Below are 19,164 nucleotides of genomic sequence, written 5' to 3'. Positions count from 1 at the left end.
TAATCGGTTTGTACGTACTTTCCTGAAGCGATGGTGAATTGAAAAAGCCTCTGGCGGAACGGTGCGAACTCTGAAAGGAAAGCGGACATGGCGCAGTCACCCAAAAACATCTCGGCACTGATGTGCGAACTCAGCGTGGCGCTGGCCGAGCTGTCGGAAAAGATGAGCAATCTCGCCATCACGCTGGAAAACCATTACCTCGACTCCAACGCCCCGGAGTCGACGGCGACCATGGAAGCCGCCCGCGAGACCATCGAAAAGGCCCGCAGCAGCTAAGGCAAGGCCCATGCCGCCAGCGCGCCGGCCAGCCTCTGCCTGCTGATCTCCCCCGCTTCACCCATTCGCGCGCCCCCGCGCATCCATCCAGAAATCCTCCCCCAGCGCCGCCAGCCGGCTCACGATGAAATCAGCCACGACCTGCACCCGCAGCAGGTCGCGCGCGTCGGCATGCGTGAGCAGCCAGTAGGCGCGCGTCATGCGGATCTCGTCGGGCAGGAGACGGATCAGGCCCGGCTCCCGTCGTGCGAGGAAACACGGGAGCACGCCCACGCCGACGCCCGCGGCCACCGCCTGCACCTGGCTGATCACGTTGGAAATGCGGATCTGCGGCGTCAGCGAAGAGGATATTTCGCCGAGGTAATCGAGCTCGGGCGACCATCGCAGGTCTTCGATATAGCCGACCAGGCGATGCCGCTCCAGGTCGCGCCGGCCGACGACCGGGCCGTGCTCGTCGAGATAGGCGCGCGCGGCGTACAGGCCGAGTTCGTAGTCGTTCAGGCGGCGGGCGATCAGGCGGCCCTGTTCCGGACGCGTCATGCTCACCGCGATATCGGCCTCGCGCTTGGACAGGCTGAACATGCGCGGATTGGCGACCAGCTCCACCTCCAGCTCGGGATGCAGGCGCACCAGTTCGCGCAGCTCGCGCGCCATGAAATACGTCCCCCATGCCTCCGGCGTGCCGATGCGCACCGAGCCGGCCAGGCCTTGCGCCGCGTCGTCCTGGCGCGAGCGGATGCGGATGGCGAGGCTTTCCATGGCCTCGGCGTCCGGCACCAGCCGCTCGCCCTCGGCGGTCAGCGCGTAGCCGGCAGAGCGGCGGTCGAACAGCGTGGCGCCGATCGCCTGCTCCAGGCCCGCGATGCGGCGACTCAAGGTGGAATGATCCACCCCGAGCTTGCGCGCGGCCACCGTCAGGCGCCCGGCGCGCACCACGGCCAGGAAGGCTTGCAGGTCGTCCCAGTCGAATTTCCTCATGTTGGCAGCCTCTCCAGATATGCGATTTTTCACACGAAGCATGTGCAAAATTCGACATTTACGCGGAAAAATCCCAATGCTACTCTTTTTTCACACAAGGGCATCCGGCCTCCGGCCGGCCCGACACAGACAAAAAAAGGAGACGGCATGGCAACGATGTTCAATCAATTGAAGGCGCTGGCCGAACAAGGCAAACCGGTGCGCGTGGGCCTGATCGGGGCCGGCAAGTTCGGCTCGATGTTTCTGTCGCAGGTGCCGCGCACGCCCGGCGTGCACCTGCTGGGCATCGCCGACCTGTCCCCGCAGCGGGCGCAGCAATCCTTGCAGCGCGTGGGCTGGAAGCCGGAGCAGTATGCGGCGCGCTCCTGGGATGAGGCGTTGCGCCACGGCAGCACCTTCGTGCAGGACGATGCCGAGGCGCTGATCTCGCAGCCGCAGCTGGACATCGTCATCGACGCCACCGGCAGCCCCGCCGCCGGCATTCGCCACACGTTGCTGTGCTGCGAACACAAGAAGCACATCATCATGGTCAACGTCGAGGCCGACGCGCTGGCCGGGCCGCTGCTGGCGCGCCGCGCCGCCGAGGCCGGCATCATCTACTCGATGGCCTACGGCGACCAGCCGGCGCTGATCGCCGAGATGGTGGACTGGGCCCGCACCTCCGGCTTCGAGGTAGTCTGCGCCGGCAAGGGCACCAAGTACCTGCCGGTCTATCACCAGTCCACGCCCGACACCGTGTGGGGCCACTACGGCTTTTCGGAGGAACAGGTGGCCGGCGGCGACTTCAACGCCCAGATGTTCAACTCCTTCCTCGACGGCACCAAGTCGGCGCTGGAAATGTCGGCCGTGGCCAACGCCTGCGGCCTGCGTCCGGCCGATGCCGGGCTGGCGTTCCCGCCCTGCGGCGTGGACGACCTGCCGGGCCTGCTGCGCCCGCAAAGCGCCGGCGGCATCCTGCCGCATTCGGGCACGGTGGAAGTGGTGTCCTCGCTGGAGCGCGACGGCCGCCCGGTGTTTCGCGACCTGCGCTGGGGCGTCTACGTCACCTTCGAGGCGCCGACCGACTACGTGCGCGACTGCTTCGCGCAGTACGGCTTAAAGACCGACGCCAGCGGCCGCTACGCCTCGATGTACAAGCCCTATCACCTGATCGGCCTGGAACTGGGCTATTCGGTGGCCAACATCGCCGTGCGCGGCCAGCCCACCGGCAACACGCTGGGCTTTGCCGGCGACACCGTGGCGGTGGCCAAGCGCGACCTCAAACCGGGCGAGAAACTGGATGGCGAAGGCGGCTACATGGTCTACGGCAAGCTGATGCCGGCCGCCGCGTCGCTGAACCACGAGGCGCTGCCGATCGGCCTTGCGCACGGCATCGTGCTGCAGCGGCCGGTGACGGCGGGACAAACGGTGAGCTGGGCCGATGTGGCGATTGACGCGTCGCGCGAGGCGATCCGCGTGCGACGGGAGATGGAGGCCCTGTTCCGCAGGGAGATGGGACTGGGCGAACCGCTGCGCAGCAAGGCGGCCTGACAATCATTGCGCTGCTTGCGCCGGATTCACTGCGCGACGAAAGACGCTGGGTCCTGAGCTTGGTCAGGACGACGCCGGGGGAGGAAACCCGGGCCGCCGCAGGCTCAAGTCACCGCCTTCACGTCGTCCTGACGAAAGCCAGGACTTAGCGTCGTTGAAGGGCGCTCAAAAGTCGTACTTCAACTCCGCGAACACCGTGCGCTGCGGGAACGGGTGGAACAGGAAGTAATCCCGATTGGTCAGGTTGTCCACGCCCAGCGCCGCGCTCCAATGCCTGTCGAAGCGATAGCGCACGCGCGCATCGAACACGGTGTAACCGTCAAACCCCTGGTAGGTATGGCTGTTGACGTCGGTGTTGTCCACCGTCGCATACACGCGCGCGCTGTAGCGGCCGGCCAGGGTGTAAGTCCAGCGGTCGTCGGGCTTGTAGGTGGCCACCAGTGTGGCGCGCCATTCGGGCACGTAGGGCGTGCGCTTGCCCACCGAGCTGGCGCCGGCCACCGTCGGCACGTAGCCGCCGTTTTCCAGGATGCGGGCGTCCACCCAGGTCACGCTGCCGTTCAACGACAACCCGCGCAGCATCACATCGCTGCGCTCGAAGGCGGCTTCGATGCCGCGCTGGCGGGTCTTGTCGACGTTCTGCGTGAAGGAGGCCACGCCGCTGCCCAGCGCGGCCGATTGCGAGATCAGCGCATCCGACACGCGCTCCTCGAACAGCGACACGCGCCACTTGCCCTGCCCCTCGGCCAGCGTGCGCTCGATGGCCAGCTCGGTCGACCAGACCTTCTCCGGTTTCAAATTGGGATTGGCCTGCAGGTAGACGCCGCCCACCAGCACGTTCTGGTACAGCTCGCCCACGGTCGGGAAGCGCAGCGCCCGTCCGGTGGACAGCGTGGCCAGCCATTCGTCGCTGAGCGCCCAGGCCAGCGAGGCCTTGGGCGACAGACCGCTCTGGCTGACCTGCGGCTGGTTCACCGGGAAACCGACGCCGCCGGTGGTGGAATAGTTGTAGCCGTCGAAGGCGCGCCACCATTCGTAGCGCGCGCCCAGCGTCGCCTTCAGCGCGGAACTCAGGCGCCACACGTCCTGCGCCCACAGCGCCGAGGTCTCGGTCTTGCCGCGCGAATCCGACGCCAGCGCGCCATTGCCGCCGGACACCCAATCCGTGGTGTTCCAGGTCGGCGTGGCCAGCGTGTAGCGGTCGTAGTGCGCGCCGAAGCTGAGCACATGGTCGCCGCGCTTGCCGTCCGCTCCCGCGGGACGCCAGATCCCCTTGGCGTCGAGCGTGCTCCAGCCGGTGCCGCCGGCGTCGGCGATGGTGCCGGCGCCGCCCGCGGCGCCGGCCGGGAAGGCGGCGCTCGACGTGCGTGTCAGGTCGCGCGAGGCCGACATGGTCGACGCCGCGACCTGCCAGTCCCACACGCCACCGGTCTTGCTGCGCAACTCCAGCCCCTGCATCCACTGCTGCTGGTCGACGTTGCTGGCGGAGAAGCCGCTGCCATAGGCTGGCGCGCCGGTGGCGGCATTCTTCAGGTAGGTCTGCGGGTTAGCGTTGGCCTGGTTCTGCCACAGGCCTAGCGTGTAGGTGGCCGTCAGCGTCGGCGTGAAGTCGTAGGACAGTTTCAGGCGCGCGCTGTCCTGCACGGTGTGCGTCAGGTTGCCCGCCCCCAGCACATAGATGGTCTTTCCGGTGCGGTCCTGGGTCGCCACCGCGCCGGTGGCGCCGGCCGGAACGCTGGCGGCGGTGATGTAGGTCACCGGCTGCGAGAAGCTGTCCAGATGGTTGGCCGAGAAGCGCCACGCCAGCGCGCCGTCGCGGTTGCCCAGCGAGACGTTGTACTCCTGGGCGCGATAGGTGCCGGAGGCGCCGTACTGGCTGAAGTCCTGCTGCGAATACAGCGCCTTGGCGCTGGCCTCGAACTGCTGCGGCATGCGCGTGGTGATCTCGGTGACGGCGCCGTAGGAGTTGCCGGGATACTCGGCGGCGAAGGGGCCGTACATGACGTCGACGCGCTCGATCTCCTCGGGCGCCACCATGAACCAGCGCGGCGAGCCGTTGCCGTTGTTGTTGTTCACCAGCGCCGAGAGCAGGATGCCGTCCGCATACACCAGGCTGCGCGCGCTAGCGTTCACGCCGGTGGTGCGCGTGGCCAGCGGCGACTGCGTGTCGCCGATGTAGCGCTTGCGCACCGACAGGCTGGGCAGGTACTTGAGCACGTCGGAACTGTCGGTGACGTTGATGCCGTCGGCGGCAGCCGCGGCGGTGACGCTGGCGCTGGTCTGCGGCAGCTGCTTGCGCTCGGCGACGGACGCGGTCTCGCGCACTTCGATGGCCGGCAGCGCATCCGCGGCAGGATCGGTGGCGGCGGCGGATTGTGCTGACGCGGCGCCGCCCCAGGCGGACAGCAGCGCCAGCATCAGCGGATGCGGCTTGAAGCGAAGCGAAGGAAAGGAAACCTGAAGCGGGAACATGGCGGAAGGTGAAAACAGGATGGGCGCGAATCTAGCACGCGCCCCGCCCGGCGCGGCATGGCGCGCCGTCACGCGAGCCTGTCGGGAATCGCGCGGGACTTCACAGCTGTGAAGAAAAGCCCTTGCGCCACAAGCACTTAGCGCAAATTTTCGAGGACAAAAAAAGGGCTGCGACATATTGCCGCAGCCTTCAAATACAACAGAGAGGAGAGGAGATTTGAAACGAAATCCTGGTCGCCGCCCTTGATCCTGCTCAAGCCGCCGTGTCGGCGATCCAGAGCAGCGCCAGCACCGGCGCCGCGTACATCAGCCAGCGCGACCACACCGGCACGCGCGCCGGCACATAGCTCAGCGACAGTACCTGCAGCACCCCGGCCATGGTCAGGAAACCGAGGCAGCCGACCGGACCGATGGTCCAGCCCTGCATCTTCACCGCCACCGCAAACGTCAGCACGATGCCCAGCGCGCCCAGCCGGCGCATGCGGCGGCGCACAGCCTCGGAAGGCTCGGCGCCGCGGCCGTTGATGTCGGCGTAGTGGCGATCCATGGCGATGGCCAGCGCGCTCCAGGCGCAGTAGGCCAGCACCATCGCCAGCGCGAAACCGTAGGGATTCATGCGGCCTCCTTCAGCTTGCCGGCGTCGGCGCGGGCGCCGGCGGGAGCGGACTTGGCCTGCTTCTTTGCGCGCCGGTGGAGTACCCGCACCACCAGCGCCAGCGCCACGCCCTGCAGCAGCACGGTGATGTCGAACCCGGCCACCGACCATGGGCCGCGCGCCATGAACAGCGTCACGCCCAGGTGCGAATGGGTGGTGAAGACGTTGAGCACCGGAATGCCGATCAGCATGGCCGCGCCCACCGACAGCTGGAAGCGCCACATGCCCATGCTCGGGCGCACCTGCGCCAGCGCGGCGGCAATGCCCCAGGCGGCGAAGAAGCAGGTGATTTCCATCTGCGAGCGCTGCGGCGCCTCCAGCGGCAACAGGCGGTTTGCCCAGAAGTAGGCGGCAAAAGCGATCGGCAGGCCGGCGATGGCGCCGATGTTGAGCGCATCCACCAGGCGCAGGCCGAAGCTGGGACGCGCCCCCGCGGCCAGCGCCTTGGCCTGCTTCTGGCGCGTCTTGACCGCCCACAGCAAGGCGCCGCTGGCGACCATGACGCAGCCCGACAGGCCACACAGGAAGAACAGCACGCGCAACCAGGGGTCGGCGAAGTGGCCCATGTGCAAGCCGTACAGCGCGCCGCGCGTAACCGCCGTGCCGCTGGGCTCGTCGCCCACGGCCGAGGTCATCGCGCCGGTGGTGCCGTTGAACACCATGCCCGGCTGCAGGTAGGACAGCGTGCGCGTCTTCTGGCGCGTGATGACGATGGTCGCGTTGGCGTCGCCCGGGTTGTTGACCACGATGGTGGCCAGCGGCGCGCCGTTCCAGTGCTGCTGCGCCTGTTCGGCGATCGGGCCCAGCGGCGCCAGCGGCGCGGCCACGCCGGCAGGCTTGACGCGGCCCGCGCCGACCGGGAACACCTCCTCGAAGAAGGCCGACTCGCCGCCCTTGTCCTGGTAGTTGGCCTGCACGCCCCAGGGCATGAGCATGAACATCAGCGTGATCAGCCCGGTGTAGGTGATCATCAGGTGATACGGCAGGGCCAGCACGGCGGCGGCGTTGTGCGCGTCCAGCCAGGAACGCTGCCCCTTGCCGGGACGGAAGGTGAAGAAATCCTTGAAGATGCGCTTGTGCGTGATCACGCCGCTGACGATGGCCACCAGCATGAACATGGCGCAGATGCTGACGATCCAGCGCGCCCAGATCGCCGGCATGTAGTGCAGGTCGAAGTGCAGGCGGTAGAGGAACTCGCCGCCGCGGGTCTCGCGCACGGCGGCCAGCTTCTCGCCGGTGGCCGGATCGATGGACTCGCTCTTGAAGCGGGAGCGCGTATTGCCCTTGGGGCCATCCTTGGGCGGCGGGCTGACCCAGCCCACGCGCATCGCGCTGCCGCGCTCGGAAGGCATGGTGATGAACCAGCGCTCGGCCTGCGGCGCCTGCTGCTGCAGGCGTTCCACCGCATGCTGCAGGGCGACTGCCGGCGCCACGTCGGGACGCGCGGCGGCATGCAGCTCCGGCGTCATCCAGAACGTGATCTCATCCTTGAAATAGCTGGCCGTACCGGCCGAGAACACCAGCAGCAGCACCCAGCACACCAGCAGTCCGCTCCAGGTGTGCAGCCACGCCATCGACTGACGAAATCCCTCCCTCATGCCGCGCTCCTGCCGAACCAGTAGGCCAGCGCCAGCACCAGCGTGGGCAAGCCCAGCCCGAGCCAGGCGCGCCAGGCGTCGCGCGCGGCGAACACCCAGATCACCGCGCAGGTGTAGATGGCGAAGGACAGCATGGTGGCCGTCATCACGGCGTCGGCGCGGCCCATCGGCAGCCATTTGGCCAGCAGCGAGGTGCACAGCGCCGCCAGCGCATAGCCGCCGGCGACGGCGGCCACGGTGCGCGAGAGAACGCCCAGGCGATACATCGCCGTAGGGCCGGATTGCGTAGTCGATTTCATGGCGTGGTTACTGCCTTGCTGCTTACTTGTTGGGCTTGGCGGCCGGACCGGCAGGCACCGCCTTGATGCCCTTGCCCTGCACCAGCGACAGCGTGGTCACGAAGCTGGCCGTATCGAAGGGCTTGCCGCCGCGCTCGCCGGCGGTCTTGTCGGTGTGGTGGACTTCAGCCACGTAGGTGCCCTGCCAGGGCATGTCGAAATGCACCAGGCCCTGCTCGTCGGAGAAGGCTTCCTTGGCCCAGCCCGATTGCACCACCAGGCCGACCTTGGCCTTGGGCAGCGGCTGGTTCTTGTAGGTCACCTTGAATTCGCCGGCACGGCCGGTGGGCAGCAGGTCCAGCGTCAGGCGCGGTTCCTGCGCCGCGTCCGAGGTCACCAGGCGCGCGGCCGGCGTCCATGCGGTGCGGGTCGGGGTGCCACCGCCGTGCTTGTTTTCGAAGACCGGATAGTGAGCTTCCTCGGCGACGATGGATTCGCCCTTGGCGGCCTTGGCCGACAGGTTGAAGGCGTTGGACTTCTTGGACAGGTCCAGGGTGCGGTCGCCATTGGGGCTGATCAGCACGGCGCTCGGGGAGACGAACTTGTCGAGCAGGCCGGGCGAGGCCTCACGCAGGTTTTCGCCGAACTCGCCGAAGTACAGCTGGGCGCCCTTGGCATCCTGCTGCAGCCAGATCTGGTGGGCCGAAACCGGCGCCGCCAGCACGAGGGAGGTGAGCAAACCCGATACGATCGCCAAACGCTTCATGAACTTATTCCTTTCGATGTATGTTTTCTGATGACACTCTGGATGGCATTCAAACGGCACTCGTCCATGCGCATGCATGCGAATGCCGTTTCGTTTGGCGCGAACGGGTCTGCCACTGGATATCGGACGGTGCTGGGGAGATGCGTTGCGCGCGGCGACCGGATCGATGATCCCGGCGGCGGCTGGCGTGATGCGTGGGCTCCGATGCGCAACGGCGCGTTGCGCCTTCCCTTTTCCAGCCCGGCGCCTGACCGTTTCACAACGGCTGCCCGACTGCCCGACTGCCCAATTACCGATGGCTGGCGCTCCTGCCCAGCCTGCGGCCGGCGAAACGCTCTGTTTTTCAACTCTCTATCTTGAGAATGATTATCAATTATATTGCTTGTACCCTCCGCGGACAAGGAAAACGGCAAGGCCGCGCCCGCCCGGCGCGAGCCCCGGCAAGACCACCGCCGACGGCTTGACACGCAAGGTATGATGCCTCTCGAGTTTGCCCCGCCGCGCCGAACGCGAGCCGCGGCCCCGGCGGCAGCCTTCCCGTTTCCACCTCAGGAGTTCCTCCATGCTTCGCCGCAACCCATCCGGCCACCGGCCCCAGGTCCACGAATCCGCCTATGTCGACCACACCGCCATCCTGTGCGGCAAGGTCATCGTCCATGAGAACGTCTTCATCGGCCCCTACGCCGTGATCCGCGCCGACGAAGTCGACGAGCATGGCGAGATGGAGCCCATCGTCATCGGCGCCCACTCCAACATCCAGGACGGCGTGGTGATCCACTCCAAGTCCGGCGCCGCCGTCAACATCGGCGAGCGCACCTCGATCGCCCACCGCGCCATCGTGCACGGCCCCTGCACGGTCGGCGACGGCGCCTTCATCGGCTTCAACAGCGTGCTGTTCAACTGCAGCATCGGCGCCGGCTGCGTGGTGCGCCACAACGCCGTGGTCGACGGCTGCGACCTGCCGCCCGGCTTCTACGTCCCCTCCACCGAACGCATCGGCCCCAAGACCGACCTCGCCACCATCGCCCGCGTATCGGTGGCGGCGTCGGAATTCTCGGAAGACGTGGCGCGCACCAACAATGAACTGGTGCTGGGCTACAAGAAACTGCAGAACGAGTTCTGAGACGTACAAAGCAAAACGGCCGCCCCATCAAGGAGCGGCCGTTTTGCCTGGAGCAGCGAAAAGATCAGCTGCCGCGATAGGTCGAATAAGCCCAGGGCGACACCACCAGCGGCACGTGGTAGTTCTGCGCCGGATCGGCGATGCCGAAGGCGATCACCACTTCGTCCACGAAGCGCGGCGACGGCACGTCCACGCCCTGCGCGGCGAAATAGTCGCCAGCGGCGAACACCAGCTCGTACTTGCCGGCGCGGACTTCGTCGCCGGCCAGCAGCGGTTCGTCGCAGCGGCCGTCGCCGTTGGTGACGGCGTTCTTGAGCAGCGTCTTCCGGTCGTTCTCGACGGCGTACAGCGCCAGCTTGACGCCGACGCCCGGCTTGCCCTTGGTGATGTCCAGCACGTGGGTGCTCAGTTTGCCCATGACGATGTCCTTTCCTTTTCTGGTGTGCCTGGCGGCGTTTGATGTTCGATCGATGACGCCAGATGATATACCGCAGCCTCCAAGTCCATATACGGGCGACCTTATACCAGCCATCAATTCTGCGGACATAATTCGATACCGCAGGGCCTGCGCCAAACCGGTGCAGCGCAGAACCAGAACAAGGCAGGAGACATGAAAGACCCCAACTACCCACGCGACCTGGCGGGCTACGGCCGCAATGCGCCGCATGCGCGCTGGCCCGACGGCTCGCGCATCGCCGTGCAGTTCGTGCTGAACTACGAAGAAGGCGCGGAGAACTGCGTGCTCGACGGCGACGCCGGTTCCGAGACCTTCCTCTCCGAGATCATCGGCGCGCAAAGCTTCGCGGCGCGCCACATGAGCATGGAGTCGATCTACGAATACGGTTCGCGCGCCGGCCTCTGGCGCCTGCTGCGCATGTTCGAGGAGCGCCGCCTGCCGCTGACCATCTTCGGCGTGGCGCGCGCCCTGCAGCGCAACCGCGAGGCGACCTCCGCCTTCATCGAACTGGGCCACGAGATCGCCTGCCACGGCCTGCGCTGGATCAGCTACCAGAACATGGATGAAGCCACCGAACGCCGCCACATCGCCGAGGCCGTGCAGATCATCCGCGAACTGACCGGCGCACCGCCGCTGGGCTGGTACACCGGTCGCGACTCGCCCAATACCCGCCGCCTGGTGGCAGAGCACGGCGGCTTCAGCTACGACGCCGACAGCTACGCCGACGACCTGCCCTACTGGGAAGAGGTGAAGACCGGCGACGCCGTCACGCCGCAGCTGATCGTGCCCTATACGCTGGACACCAACGACATGCGCTTCGCCGCGCCGCAGGGCTTCAACTCGGGCACGCAGTTCTTCGACTATCTGAAGGATGCCTTCGACACGCTTTACGCCGAAGGCGACCCGAACGGCCTGGACCGCCCCAAGATGCTCTCGGTCGGCCTGCACTGCCGCCTGGTCGGCCGCCCGGCGCGCGCCGCCGCGCTGGCGCGCTTCCTCGACTACATCGGCAGCCACGACAAGGTCTGGGTCACGCGCCGCATCGACATCGCCGAACACTGGCGCAAGACGCACCCGTATTCTTGACCGTATTTGCCGCCGGCTTCCAACAGAAGCCGGCGGCCCGCGGCAGGCCGGCGCCACCCTCCCGCCGGCCATCCTACGCATCCCGTCCGACCGGCCTGCCGCCCGCGCAGGCTCCGGATGCGTGCGCCCTGAAGCCCCGCTCCCCGTCCCGCCCGCGCCCTGCCGCCGGCGGCCCGGGAAAGCTGCGCCCGATTTCTGAAAGACCGCCGTGGCGGAACCACGGAACCGCGCATACCAATAACCACGCGCGGCCACATCAAACTATGGAGGAGACACCATGCACCACACATCCCTGCGCATCCAGGGCGCCATCGCCGCCGGCCTGCTGGTCGCGTCCGGCGCGGCAGCCGCCGCCGACTGGGCCGACAATTCCATCGGCTACCGCTACGGCACCCGCTTCGCCGAGCCCTACAACTCGCAGGACATCACCAAGAACATCATCAACTTCACCCACAGCAGCGGCTACAAGTACGGCACCAACTTCCTCAACGTCGACCTGCTGATGTCCGACAACAAGGACGACAACGCCCAGGAAGCCTACATCACCTATCGCCACACGCTGGACATCGGCAAGATCGCCGGCCGCGACCTCTCCTTCGGCCCGGCACGCGGCGTCGGCTTCACGCTGGGCTTCGACTGGAACACCAAGAACGACAACAGCTACGCCTCCAAGAAACGCATGTGGGTGGTCGGTCCGACCCTGATGATGGATGTGCCGGGCTTCCTCAACATCAGCCTGCTGGCGCTGTTCGAGAGCAACCAGCCCAAGGGCGTCTCCAGCCGCTACAGCTACGACACGCACCCGATGCTGAACCTGGCCTGGGGCATTCCCTTCGGCGGTTCGGGCTTCGCCTTCGAGGGCTACCTGAACTACATCGCCTCCAAGGGCAAGAATGAATTCGGCGGCCCGACCGCGCCCGAGCTGAACTTCGACGGCCAGATCATGTACGACCTCGGCAACACCATGGGCATGGGCAAGAACACGCTGCGCCTGGGCCTGGAGTACCAGTACTGGCGCAACAAGTTCGGCAACCCCAGCAACGTGCCGGGCTCGCTAGCCAAGACGCCGATGGTGCGCCTGGAATACCACTTCTGATCTTCTCCCCGCCTTGCCTGCGGCAAGGCTTGGAAGCCGGACGGACAATCGCGTAAGCTGCGCTTGTCCGTCCGCGCATTTCTGCTCCTTCAATCTTCTATGCAAACCGATCACAGCAAGCCCGACCTGGCCAGCCAGTCCATCAGCGCCGAAGAATGGCAGGTCCGCCGCGACCTCGCCGCCTGCTATCGCCTGTGCGCGATGAAGGGCTGGGACGACCTGGTCTATACCCACATCTCGGCCACCGTGCCCGGCGAGCCGGGGCATTTCCTGATCAACGAGTTCGGCCTGGCCTTCGACGAGATCACGGCCTCGAGCCTGGTCAAGATTTCGCTGGCGGGAGAAGTCGTGGACGGCACGCGACGCCGCGTCAACGCCGGCGGCTTCGCCATCCACGCCGCGGTGCACGCGGCGCGCGCCGACGCCCATTGCGTCCTGCACCTGCACAACGAGAACACGATCGCCGTCGGCATCCAGCCGCAAGGCCTGCTGCCCTTGTCGCAGCATGCGCTGCGCTTTTATGAGCTGATCGGCTACCACGACTACGAAGGCCTGGCGCTCACGCCGCAGGAGCAGGGACGGCTGGTGAAGGCGCTGGCCGATTACCCCGCCATGCTGCTGCGCAATCACGGCAGCCTGGTGTGCGGGCGCACCGTGGCCGAGGCCTACGTGCTGCTCGACACGCTGGACAAGGCCTGCGCCATCCAGCTCAAGGCCCTGGCCGGCGCCCCCTATGCGCACCAGCCGCAGGCGGCGGTATGCCGCAAGACGCGCGACCAGCTGCTGGGCGACGGCAGCCCGGAAGGCGCGCTCGAATGGCCGGCGCTGCTGCGCAAGCTGGCGCGCCTGGATCCCGGTTACCAGGATTGAACACCCACCGATGCCTATCTGAAAAAGGAGAACCCCATGCCCACATTCAATATCCAGCTGTTCGAAGGACGCAGCGTGGAACAGAAGCGCGAACTGGTGAAAGCCATCACCGAGGTCACCTGCAAGACGCTGCAATGCCCGCCGGAATCGGTGGACATCATCATCCAGGACGTGAAGAAGGAAAACTGGGCCACGGCGGGGAAACTCTGGTCTGACTGAGCCGGAAAACCGCCCGATGGCCCCTCTGACGGGGCCATTTTTTTGGCCGCTTCTTTACTTGCGGAGTACACCCGCAACGCACGCCGTTACATGCTGCAACATTTTCGCAACATTTCCCGCCCGCCCCGGAATTCCGGAAAACCGCCGCCGGACTGGCTTTGCCAGCAAGAGCCCTGGTGAAGCATCAAAAAACATTCATAAATTTTGAGAATAGGAATTACTTCTATTCAGCTCATCTTTATAATTGTAAAAATTCTGTGACAGCACCGACAAAGATCGAGCGGCCAGAATAAAAAAACTAATACATACGCCAGCCACCACCGCAGGACCCTCGCCTCAGCATCGCTGACGCGCACGTCGTCGCCTGTGCATAGCCAGCCTGTCCCCCTAACGTTCCGTTCTCAGGCCCAGAGCTATGACCTACATAAAAAGCCGCAAGCACGCCCACGCGCGCCTCAACACCAAGCTGTCCGCCGCCGTCGCCGGCGCCCTGCTGCTGCCCGCCGTCGGCGTGCATGCGCAGCAGGCGCAAAGCACGCTGCCCAACGTGGAAGTGAGCGCCACCCAGGAGTCGGCCTACAAGGCCGACAAGGCCTCCTCCGCCAAATACACCCAGCCGCTGGTCGATACCCCGCAGACCCTGCAGGTCATCAAGAAGCAGCTGATCGACCAGCAAGGCGCCACCACGCTGACCGAGGCGCTGCGCAACAGCCCCGGCGTGGGCACTTTCTATCTCGGCGAGAACGGTTCGACCAACACCGGCGACGCCATCTACATGCGCGGCTTCGACGCCTCCAGCGCCATCTTCGTGGACAACGTGCGCGACCTGGGTTCGGTCTCGCGCGACATGTTCAACATCCAGCAGGTCGAAGTCCTGAAGGGACCGGCCGGCACCGACAACGGCCGCGGCTCGCCGACCGGCTCGGTCAACCTGGTCACCAAGCAAGCCGAGCTCACCGACGCCTTCAGCGCCAGCGCCATGTACGGCGGCTGGGGCCAGAAGCGCGCCACCGCCGACTGGAACAAGGTCATCAACAACGAAAACGGCACCGCCCTGCGCCTGAACCTGATGAAACAGGACAGCGGCGTGCCGGGCCGCCACGAGGTCAACAACGACCACACCGGCGTCGCCGCCTCGCTGGCCAACGGCCTGGGCACCAGCACCCGCATCTTCCTGGACTACCTGCACATGGAGCAGAACGACGTCCCCGACGGCGGCGTGCCCACCATCGGCCTGCCCGGCTACAAGAGCCCGCAGACCGCCACCGCGCCCATCATCGCGCCGCGCGCCTACGTGACCAGCGCGCCGCGGGTGAATTCCGCCAACTTCTACGGCCTCACCAGCGACTACAACGACGTCACCACCGACCGCGTGACCCTGCGCGTGGAACATGACATCTCGCCGGACGTGAAGCTGCAGAACACCACCCGCTACGGCAAGACGCACCAGAACTACCTGCTGACCTCCTTCATGGGCAGCGCCGCCAACCTGGTGACGCCGAGCGCGACCGACCTGTCGACCTGGACCATCGCCCGCTCCAACCCGACCATCAAGGACCAGACCAACACCATCCTGACCAACCAGACCTACATCACCGCCAACCTCGACACCGGCGGCCTCAAGCACACCCTGATGGGCGGCGTGGAACTGACGCAGGAAAAGCAGGACAGCAACGGCTACGCCACCAGCGGCACGCTGCCAGCGGCCAACCTGTACAACCCCAACCCGAACGCCGGCCAGGGCACCTGGAAGATGACGGCCGACCCGGGCCTGAACAGCTCGGGCAAGACCAATACCATCTCCGCCTACCTGTTCGACACCCTCAAGTTCAATGAGCGCTGGTCGATCAACGGCGGCGTGCGCGTGGACCACTACGACACCGACGTCGCCAGCGGCTACCGCTGCGTGGCCTCGGGACGCGGCACCATCTGCCCGACCGGGGTGGCGGCCAACACCCTGTTCCGCCAGAACTTCAGCACCAGCGGCAACCTGTTCAACTGGAAGCTGGCCGGCATCTACAAGCCGACCGACTACAGCAGCGTCTATGCGCTGTACGCGACCTCGCAGCAGCCGCCGGGCGGCAGCAGCTTCTCGCTCAACGCCACCGCCAGCAGCGCCGACAACGCCAGTTTCGCCCCGCAGAAGACCAAGACCGCCGAGATCGGCACCAAGTGGGACCTGCTGAACAAGAAGCTGGCCGTCACCGCCGCCCTGTACCGCACCGAAGTCCAGAATGAAGTCGAGCAGGATGCGACCTCCGGCCTGTACTTCCAGACCGGCAAGAAGACCGTCCAGGGCATCGAGCTGGGCGTGACCGGCGAAGTGACTCCGAACCTGTCGGTCACTGCCGGCTACACCTACATGGACACCAAGGTCGACAGCGGCAAGATCGTCACCGCCAACGGCGAAAACAACCTGGCCTACACGCCCAAGCAAGCCTTCACCTCGTGGGCGACTTACAAGCTGCCCAAGGGCTTTACCGTCGGCGGCGGCGCACGCTACGTCAGCTCGCTGCTGCGCGGCAGCGACGACGTGCTCAGCGGCACGCCGCAGTACGCCGACTCCTATTGGGTGTTCGACGGCATGGCCGGCTACGTGGTCAACAAGAACCTGGACCTGCAGTTGAATGTGTACAATATTTTCAACAAGGACTACGTGGCCGCGATCAACAAGAGCGGCTATCGCTATACTCCCGGCACGCCGCGCACCGTGACGCTGACCGCCAACATCAAGTTCTGACCGAACCGATGCCAGCGGTTTGATCTGCCTCAGCCCGCGCATCGCCGGCAGCGTTTAAAGTCGTCGATGTCGGGCCGGGTTCCATGCAGAGAACGTCCGGTCATCCGGGCCCGATGGCCCCTCCCCGCGGAGGGGCTTTTCTTTGGAGAATTCCGCCATGATGCTGCACATCCCCGAAGTCCTCAGCGCCGACCAGGTGCGCCACATCCGCACCGAACTGGATCGCGCCGACTGGGTCGACGGCCGCGCCACCGTCGGCGACCAGGGCGCCAAGGTCAAGCGCAACCGCCAGCTGCCCGAGCATTCGCCGGTGGGACTGAAGCTGGGGGAAATCATCCTCGATGCGCTGCGCAAGAACCCGCTGTTCTTCGCCGCCGCCCTGCCCAAGAAGACCATGCCGCCCTTGTTCAACAGCTACGAAGGCGGCGAGCACTACGGCCTGCACGTCGACGGCTCGGTGCGCAACCTGCCTGACGCGCCCGGCGTCTCCATCCGCACCGACGTCTCGACCACGCTGTTCCTGTCCGCGCCCGAAGAGTACGAAGGCGGCGAGCTGGTCGTGGTCGACACCTACGGCACCCATGAAGTCAAGCTGCCGGCCGGCGACCTGATCCTCTATCCGTCCACCAGCCTGCACCGCGTCGAACCGGTGACGGCCGGCGCGCGCGTATGCTCCTTCTTCTGGAGCCAGAGCATGATCCGCGACGACTGGAAGCGCAGCATGCTGTTCGAACTGGACCAGAACATCTCCAGCCTGCGCGCCAGGATCGGCGACACCGAGGAAGTGCTGGGACTGACCGGCCACTACCACAACCTGCTGCGGCAATGGGCCGAGATATAGGCGCCCTGCCGTCTGCGGACCGATTCCGCGCAAAAAAAAGAGCAGCCCGAAGGCTGCTCTTTTCATTTGGCCACGCAGACCGGCCGGTCTGCGGACTTGCGTTCAGAACTGGTAACCCAGCTTGATCGCGGCCTCGGTCAACTCCGGCTTGCCGCTGCTTTCGTTGCCCTGCTCGCGGCTGAAATTCACGCGCTGCAGCTCCACGCCCACGCGCAGCCTGGCGCTGGCGGCATAGTTCAGGCCGACGCCGTAGCCGACGCCGTCATGCGAAGTCGTCCCCGACGGGAACAGCGAATCGCGGTATTCGCCCTGAATGCGATGGTAGGCCAGCTTGCCGTACACCTGCCAGTCTTTGGCGAAGGCATAGCCGGGAGCAAGATACAGCGACCAGTGGTTCTTCAGCTTGACGCTGACGTTGCCGGTGCGGCTGCCGTCGCGATAGCTGACCGAACCGCCGTCGGTCTTGTTCAGGTCATAGGTGCCGCCCAGGGCCAGCGACCATTGCGGCGACAGCGCGAACGCATACGAGGCATCCAGCGCAGCCACGCCGTCATTGGCCGAGGGAGAAGAGTTGAGGAAGCCCTTCATGTCCACGTTGGTATGACGATACGCCAACGCGCCGCCCACGCTGAAGCCGGCGAACTGATTGGCCTGCTGCGCCATGGCCGGAGTAACCGCCAGGATGGACAAACCCAGGGACAGCGCGAATGCGCCTCTCACAATCTTCTGCATGCGTCGATTCCTTCTTTCTTTGGTGAACTGCTTGGTTGATGGCTTGATGTCTTGATCCGGTCGAGGACGCCTTCTCGGTGCGCCCCGTCTTTACAAAGATCAAGGGCGTGTTTATACACGGAAATAATCCCATGTCGCAAGAATCAAGCAAAAATCAAGTCGTCACTTGCGAGAAGATCAACAAAAAAGCCCGCTAACAAGCGGGCTTTGCGCGAGGGAAGAATAGGGCATGCGATCATCCGGAGCGCCGCTCCCTCTGCGGCCAATGACGAAAAGTTATGTAAATAACCACGATCCAGTCAGCTCATTGTCAGTTCACACTGTAAGCTCCGGTCAAGATTGTAAAGAACCGTTTTAGCCCCAGCGAACCGGCTGCCATGCCCTCACCCACCCAAATCGATCCCGGCCTGATAGAAATCCACCGGCTGTTCGCCACGCCCATCGCCAGCATCGAGGTGCCGATCACCGCCGCCCTCAACCGGAGCCTGGCCGACTACATCCTCACGCGGTGCGACGGCGAAGCCTCCACGCAGCACAGCAACATCGGCGGCTGGCAATCGGCCCCGGACCTGTGCAACTGGGATCATCCGGCCATCGGGACCCTGCTCGATTTCAGCCGCTCCTTCGTCGACCGGCTGACCGCCGTCAATTCCGCGCACGGCCTGGTCGAGCCCAGCCACGCATGGAAGATGGAAGGCTGGGCCAACGTCAACGCCAAAGGCTGCTCGAACGCCCTGCACGCCCACCCGGGCGCCTTCTGGTCGCTGGTCTACTGGGTCGACGATGGCCGCGACCTGGAGGAGACCGATAACGGCGGCCAGCTGGAATTCCACGATCCGCGCGGCATCCTGCCCGCGATGTATGCCCCGGCCCTGCGTTTCAGGATAGAAGGCTGCCTCAATGCCGGCTACACGCAGGCAGTGACGGCAACCAGCGGCCGGCTGATCGCGTTTCCCTCCTGGCTGCAGCATTGCGTCACCACCTATACGGGCATGCGCCCGCGTATTTCGATTGCGCTGAATTTCTCGTTGTGACAGGAAGATGCGGGTTCGGCGAGGATAGGGCCGGCTCGCCCGGACGCCGGTCCGAATCCAACCGGGGGCCGAATCCAGGCTCAACTCCGACCTGGATCCAGCCCCAGAACCAAACCGAATCCCCAAAAAAACACCGCCGTCATCCTGACGAAAGTCAGGATCCAGCGTCGTTCGTCGTGCATCGCTGCGCAACAAAAGACACTGGATCCCGGCCTGCGCCGGGATGACGGCGGTGGAGTGATGCTCCGCTGCCTTGGCGGGATGGCGCTACGCTCGAAGCGCGCCTAGGGCATCCAGACGACGATACGTCCGCCCATCAAACAAACTGCCCAATACTGGCCACCACCGCATTGCGCACCGACCCGCTCACCACGAAGTCATGCGCGGCCTGGATGTCGTTGTGGAACCAGCGG

At 65.6% G+C, this 19,164-nt stretch carries 18 protein-coding genes; 10 read left to right on the top strand and 8 right to left on the bottom strand.

Annotation, left to right across the window (positions count from 1 at the left end):
• The first annotated feature begins 87 nt into the window (after positions 1 to 87).
• Positions 88 to 276: a hypothetical protein gene (locus tag CEJ42_RS05755; RefSeq protein ID WP_079214200.1), complete on the top strand. Its 189-nt coding sequence runs from the start codon at positions 88 to 90 to the stop codon at positions 274 to 276.
• A gap of 57 nt (positions 277 to 333) precedes the next feature.
• On the opposite strand, the gene CEJ42_RS05750 is transcribed toward CEJ42_RS05755, so the two are convergent.
• The gene (locus CEJ42_RS05750) at positions 334 to 1,254 is read right to left on the bottom strand and encodes a LysR family transcriptional regulator (RefSeq protein WP_088750325.1); all 921 of its coding nucleotides are present in this window, start codon (positions 1,252 to 1,254) and stop codon (positions 334 to 336) included.
• A 147-nt stretch (positions 1,255 to 1,401) separates the two neighbouring features.
• Between CEJ42_RS05750 and CEJ42_RS05745 the strand changes: the two genes are divergently transcribed.
• On the top strand, positions 1,402 to 2,784 hold the full coding sequence (locus CEJ42_RS05745) for an NAD(P)H-dependent oxidoreductase (protein WP_165774392.1): 1,383 nt from the start codon (positions 1,402 to 1,404) through the stop codon (positions 2,782 to 2,784).
• Between the two features lie 165 nt (positions 2,785 to 2,949).
• Here the strand turns inward: CEJ42_RS05745 and CEJ42_RS05740 are convergent, their stop codons facing one another.
• The 5 genes from CEJ42_RS05740 to CEJ42_RS05720 form a co-directional block, all read right to left on the bottom strand.
• Positions 2,950 to 5,202, bottom strand: a complete 2,253-nt coding sequence (locus CEJ42_RS05740; RefSeq protein ID WP_243397793.1) for a TonB-dependent receptor — start codon at positions 5,200 to 5,202, stop codon at positions 2,950 to 2,952.
• A 307-nt stretch (positions 5,203 to 5,509) separates the two neighbouring features.
• Positions 5,510 to 5,872, bottom strand: a complete 363-nt coding sequence (locus tag CEJ42_RS05735; protein WP_079214196.1) for a DUF3325 domain-containing protein — start codon at positions 5,870 to 5,872, stop codon at positions 5,510 to 5,512.
• Positions 5,869 to 7,509: a PepSY-associated TM helix domain-containing protein gene (locus CEJ42_RS05730; RefSeq protein ID WP_088750322.1), complete on the bottom strand. Its 1,641-nt coding sequence runs from the start codon at positions 7,507 to 7,509 to the stop codon at positions 5,869 to 5,871. The genes CEJ42_RS05735 and CEJ42_RS05730 overlap by 4 nt, the downstream gene beginning before the upstream one ends.
• The gene (locus CEJ42_RS05725) at positions 7,506 to 7,808 is read right to left on the bottom strand and encodes a DUF3649 domain-containing protein (protein WP_079214194.1); all 303 of its coding nucleotides are present in this window, start codon (positions 7,806 to 7,808) and stop codon (positions 7,506 to 7,508) included. The genes CEJ42_RS05730 and CEJ42_RS05725 overlap by 4 nt, the downstream gene beginning before the upstream one ends.
• 22 nt (positions 7,809 to 7,830) lie before the next feature.
• Positions 7,831 to 8,553: a cobalt ABC transporter substrate-binding protein gene (locus tag CEJ42_RS05720; protein ID WP_207760391.1), complete on the bottom strand. Its 723-nt coding sequence runs from the start codon at positions 8,551 to 8,553 to the stop codon at positions 7,831 to 7,833.
• Positions 8,554 to 9,115: 562 nt separating this feature from the next.
• On the opposite strand from CEJ42_RS05720, the gene CEJ42_RS05715 reads away from it, so the two are divergent.
• Entirely contained in the window at positions 9,116 to 9,676 is a 561-nt protein-coding gene (locus tag CEJ42_RS05715) for a gamma carbonic anhydrase family protein (RefSeq protein WP_079214192.1), read from the top strand.
• A 64-nt stretch (positions 9,677 to 9,740) separates the two neighbouring features.
• Here the strand turns inward: CEJ42_RS05715 and uraH are convergent, their stop codons facing one another.
• Complete coding sequence (uraH, locus tag CEJ42_RS05710; protein ID WP_088750321.1) at positions 9,741 to 10,094, bottom strand: hydroxyisourate hydrolase; 354 nt, start codon at positions 10,092 to 10,094, stop codon at positions 9,741 to 9,743.
• A 192-nt stretch (positions 10,095 to 10,286) separates the two neighbouring features.
• On the opposite strand from uraH, the gene puuE reads away from it, so the two are divergent.
• The 6 genes from puuE to CEJ42_RS05680 all read left to right on the top strand — a co-directional run bounded on the left by puuE (position 10,287) and on the right by CEJ42_RS05680 (position 16,985).
• Entirely contained in the window at positions 10,287 to 11,219 is a 933-nt protein-coding gene (gene puuE, locus CEJ42_RS05705) for an allantoinase PuuE (protein WP_088750320.1), read from the top strand.
• Between the two features lie 277 nt (positions 11,220 to 11,496).
• Entirely contained in the window at positions 11,497 to 12,315 is an 819-nt protein-coding gene (locus CEJ42_RS05700; protein WP_079214188.1) for an outer envelope protein, read from the top strand.
• 99 nt (positions 12,316 to 12,414) lie between these two features.
• A complete protein-coding gene (locus CEJ42_RS05695) occupies positions 12,415 to 13,185 on the top strand; it encodes a class II aldolase/adducin family protein (protein WP_088750319.1) in 771 nt (256 codons plus the stop codon).
• Between the two features lie 18 nt (positions 13,186 to 13,203).
• Positions 13,204 to 13,404, top strand: a complete 201-nt coding sequence (locus CEJ42_RS05690; protein WP_476729723.1) for a 4-oxalocrotonate tautomerase — start codon at positions 13,204 to 13,206, stop codon at positions 13,402 to 13,404.
• A gap of 415 nt (positions 13,405 to 13,819) precedes the next feature.
• On the top strand, positions 13,820 to 16,144 hold the full coding sequence (locus CEJ42_RS05685; RefSeq protein ID WP_088750318.1) for a catecholate siderophore receptor Fiu: 2,325 nt from the start codon (positions 13,820 to 13,822) through the stop codon (positions 16,142 to 16,144).
• 157 nt (positions 16,145 to 16,301) lie between these two features.
• On the top strand, positions 16,302 to 16,985 hold the full coding sequence (locus tag CEJ42_RS05680) for a Fe2+-dependent dioxygenase (RefSeq protein WP_088750317.1): 684 nt from the start codon (positions 16,302 to 16,304) through the stop codon (positions 16,983 to 16,985).
• Between the two features lie 102 nt (positions 16,986 to 17,087).
• Here the strand turns inward: CEJ42_RS05680 and CEJ42_RS05675 are convergent, their stop codons facing one another.
• Positions 17,088 to 17,717 carry an outer membrane beta-barrel protein gene (locus CEJ42_RS05675; protein WP_088750316.1) on the bottom strand — a complete coding sequence of 210 codons (630 nt, stop codon included), beginning with the start codon at positions 17,715 to 17,717 and terminating at the stop codon, positions 17,088 to 17,090.
• Positions 17,718 to 18,094: 377 nt separating this feature from the next.
• Between CEJ42_RS05675 and CEJ42_RS05670 the strand changes: the two genes are divergently transcribed.
• A complete protein-coding gene (locus CEJ42_RS05670) occupies positions 18,095 to 18,751 on the top strand; it encodes a TIGR02466 family protein (protein ID WP_088750315.1) in 657 nt (218 codons plus the stop codon).
• The last annotated feature ends 413 nt before the right edge of the window (positions 18,752 to 19,164 follow it).

The sequence above is a fragment of the Herbaspirillum robiniae genome, assembly GCF_002213415.1.
GTDB classification, from domain to species: Bacteria; Pseudomonadota; Gammaproteobacteria; order Burkholderiales; family Burkholderiaceae_D; genus Herbaspirillum; species Herbaspirillum robiniae.
This window is presented reverse-complemented; position numbering and strand designations above follow the sequence as displayed.

Coding starts and splice junctions, on each gene's coding strand:
- CEJ42_RS05755 (WP_079214200.1), top strand. CDS start 88: ATGGCGCAGTCACCCAAAAACATCTCGGCACTGATGTGCGAACTCAGC.
- CEJ42_RS05750 (WP_088750325.1), bottom strand. CDS start 1,254: ATGAGGAAATTCGACTGGGACGACCTGCAAGCCTTCCTGGCCGTGGTG.
- CEJ42_RS05745 (WP_165774392.1), top strand. CDS start 1,402: ATGGCAACGATGTTCAATCAATTGAAGGCGCTGGCCGAACAAGGCAAA.
- CEJ42_RS05740 (WP_243397793.1), bottom strand. CDS start 5,202: ATGCTGGCGCTGCTGTCCGCCTGGGGCGGCGCCGCGTCAGCACAATCC.
- CEJ42_RS05735 (WP_079214196.1), bottom strand. CDS start 5,872: ATGAATCCCTACGGTTTCGCGCTGGCGATGGTGCTGGCCTACTGCGCC.
- CEJ42_RS05730 (WP_088750322.1), bottom strand. CDS start 7,509: ATGAGGGAGGGATTTCGTCAGTCGATGGCGTGGCTGCACACCTGGAGC.
- CEJ42_RS05725 (WP_079214194.1), bottom strand. CDS start 7,808: ATGAAATCGACTACGCAATCCGGCCCTACGGCGATGTATCGCCTGGGC.
- CEJ42_RS05720 (WP_207760391.1), bottom strand. CDS start 8,553: ATGAAGCGTTTGGCGATCGTATCGGGTTTGCTCACCTCCCTCGTGCTG.
- CEJ42_RS05715 (WP_079214192.1), top strand. CDS start 9,116: ATGCTTCGCCGCAACCCATCCGGCCACCGGCCCCAGGTCCACGAATCC.
- uraH (WP_088750321.1), bottom strand. CDS start 10,094: ATGGGCAAACTGAGCACCCACGTGCTGGACATCACCAAGGGCAAGCCG.
- puuE (WP_088750320.1), top strand. CDS start 10,287: ATGAAAGACCCCAACTACCCACGCGACCTGGCGGGCTACGGCCGCAAT.
- CEJ42_RS05700 (WP_079214188.1), top strand. CDS start 11,497: ATGCACCACACATCCCTGCGCATCCAGGGCGCCATCGCCGCCGGCCTG.
- CEJ42_RS05695 (WP_088750319.1), top strand. CDS start 12,415: ATGCAAACCGATCACAGCAAGCCCGACCTGGCCAGCCAGTCCATCAGC.
- CEJ42_RS05685 (WP_088750318.1), top strand. CDS start 13,820: ATGACCTACATAAAAAGCCGCAAGCACGCCCACGCGCGCCTCAACACC.
- CEJ42_RS05680 (WP_088750317.1), top strand. CDS start 16,302: ATGATGCTGCACATCCCCGAAGTCCTCAGCGCCGACCAGGTGCGCCAC.
- CEJ42_RS05675 (WP_088750316.1), bottom strand. CDS start 17,717: ATGCAGAAGATTGTGAGAGGCGCATTCGCGCTGTCCCTGGGTTTGTCC.
- CEJ42_RS05670 (WP_088750315.1), top strand. CDS start 18,095: ATGCCCTCACCCACCCAAATCGATCCCGGCCTGATAGAAATCCACCGG.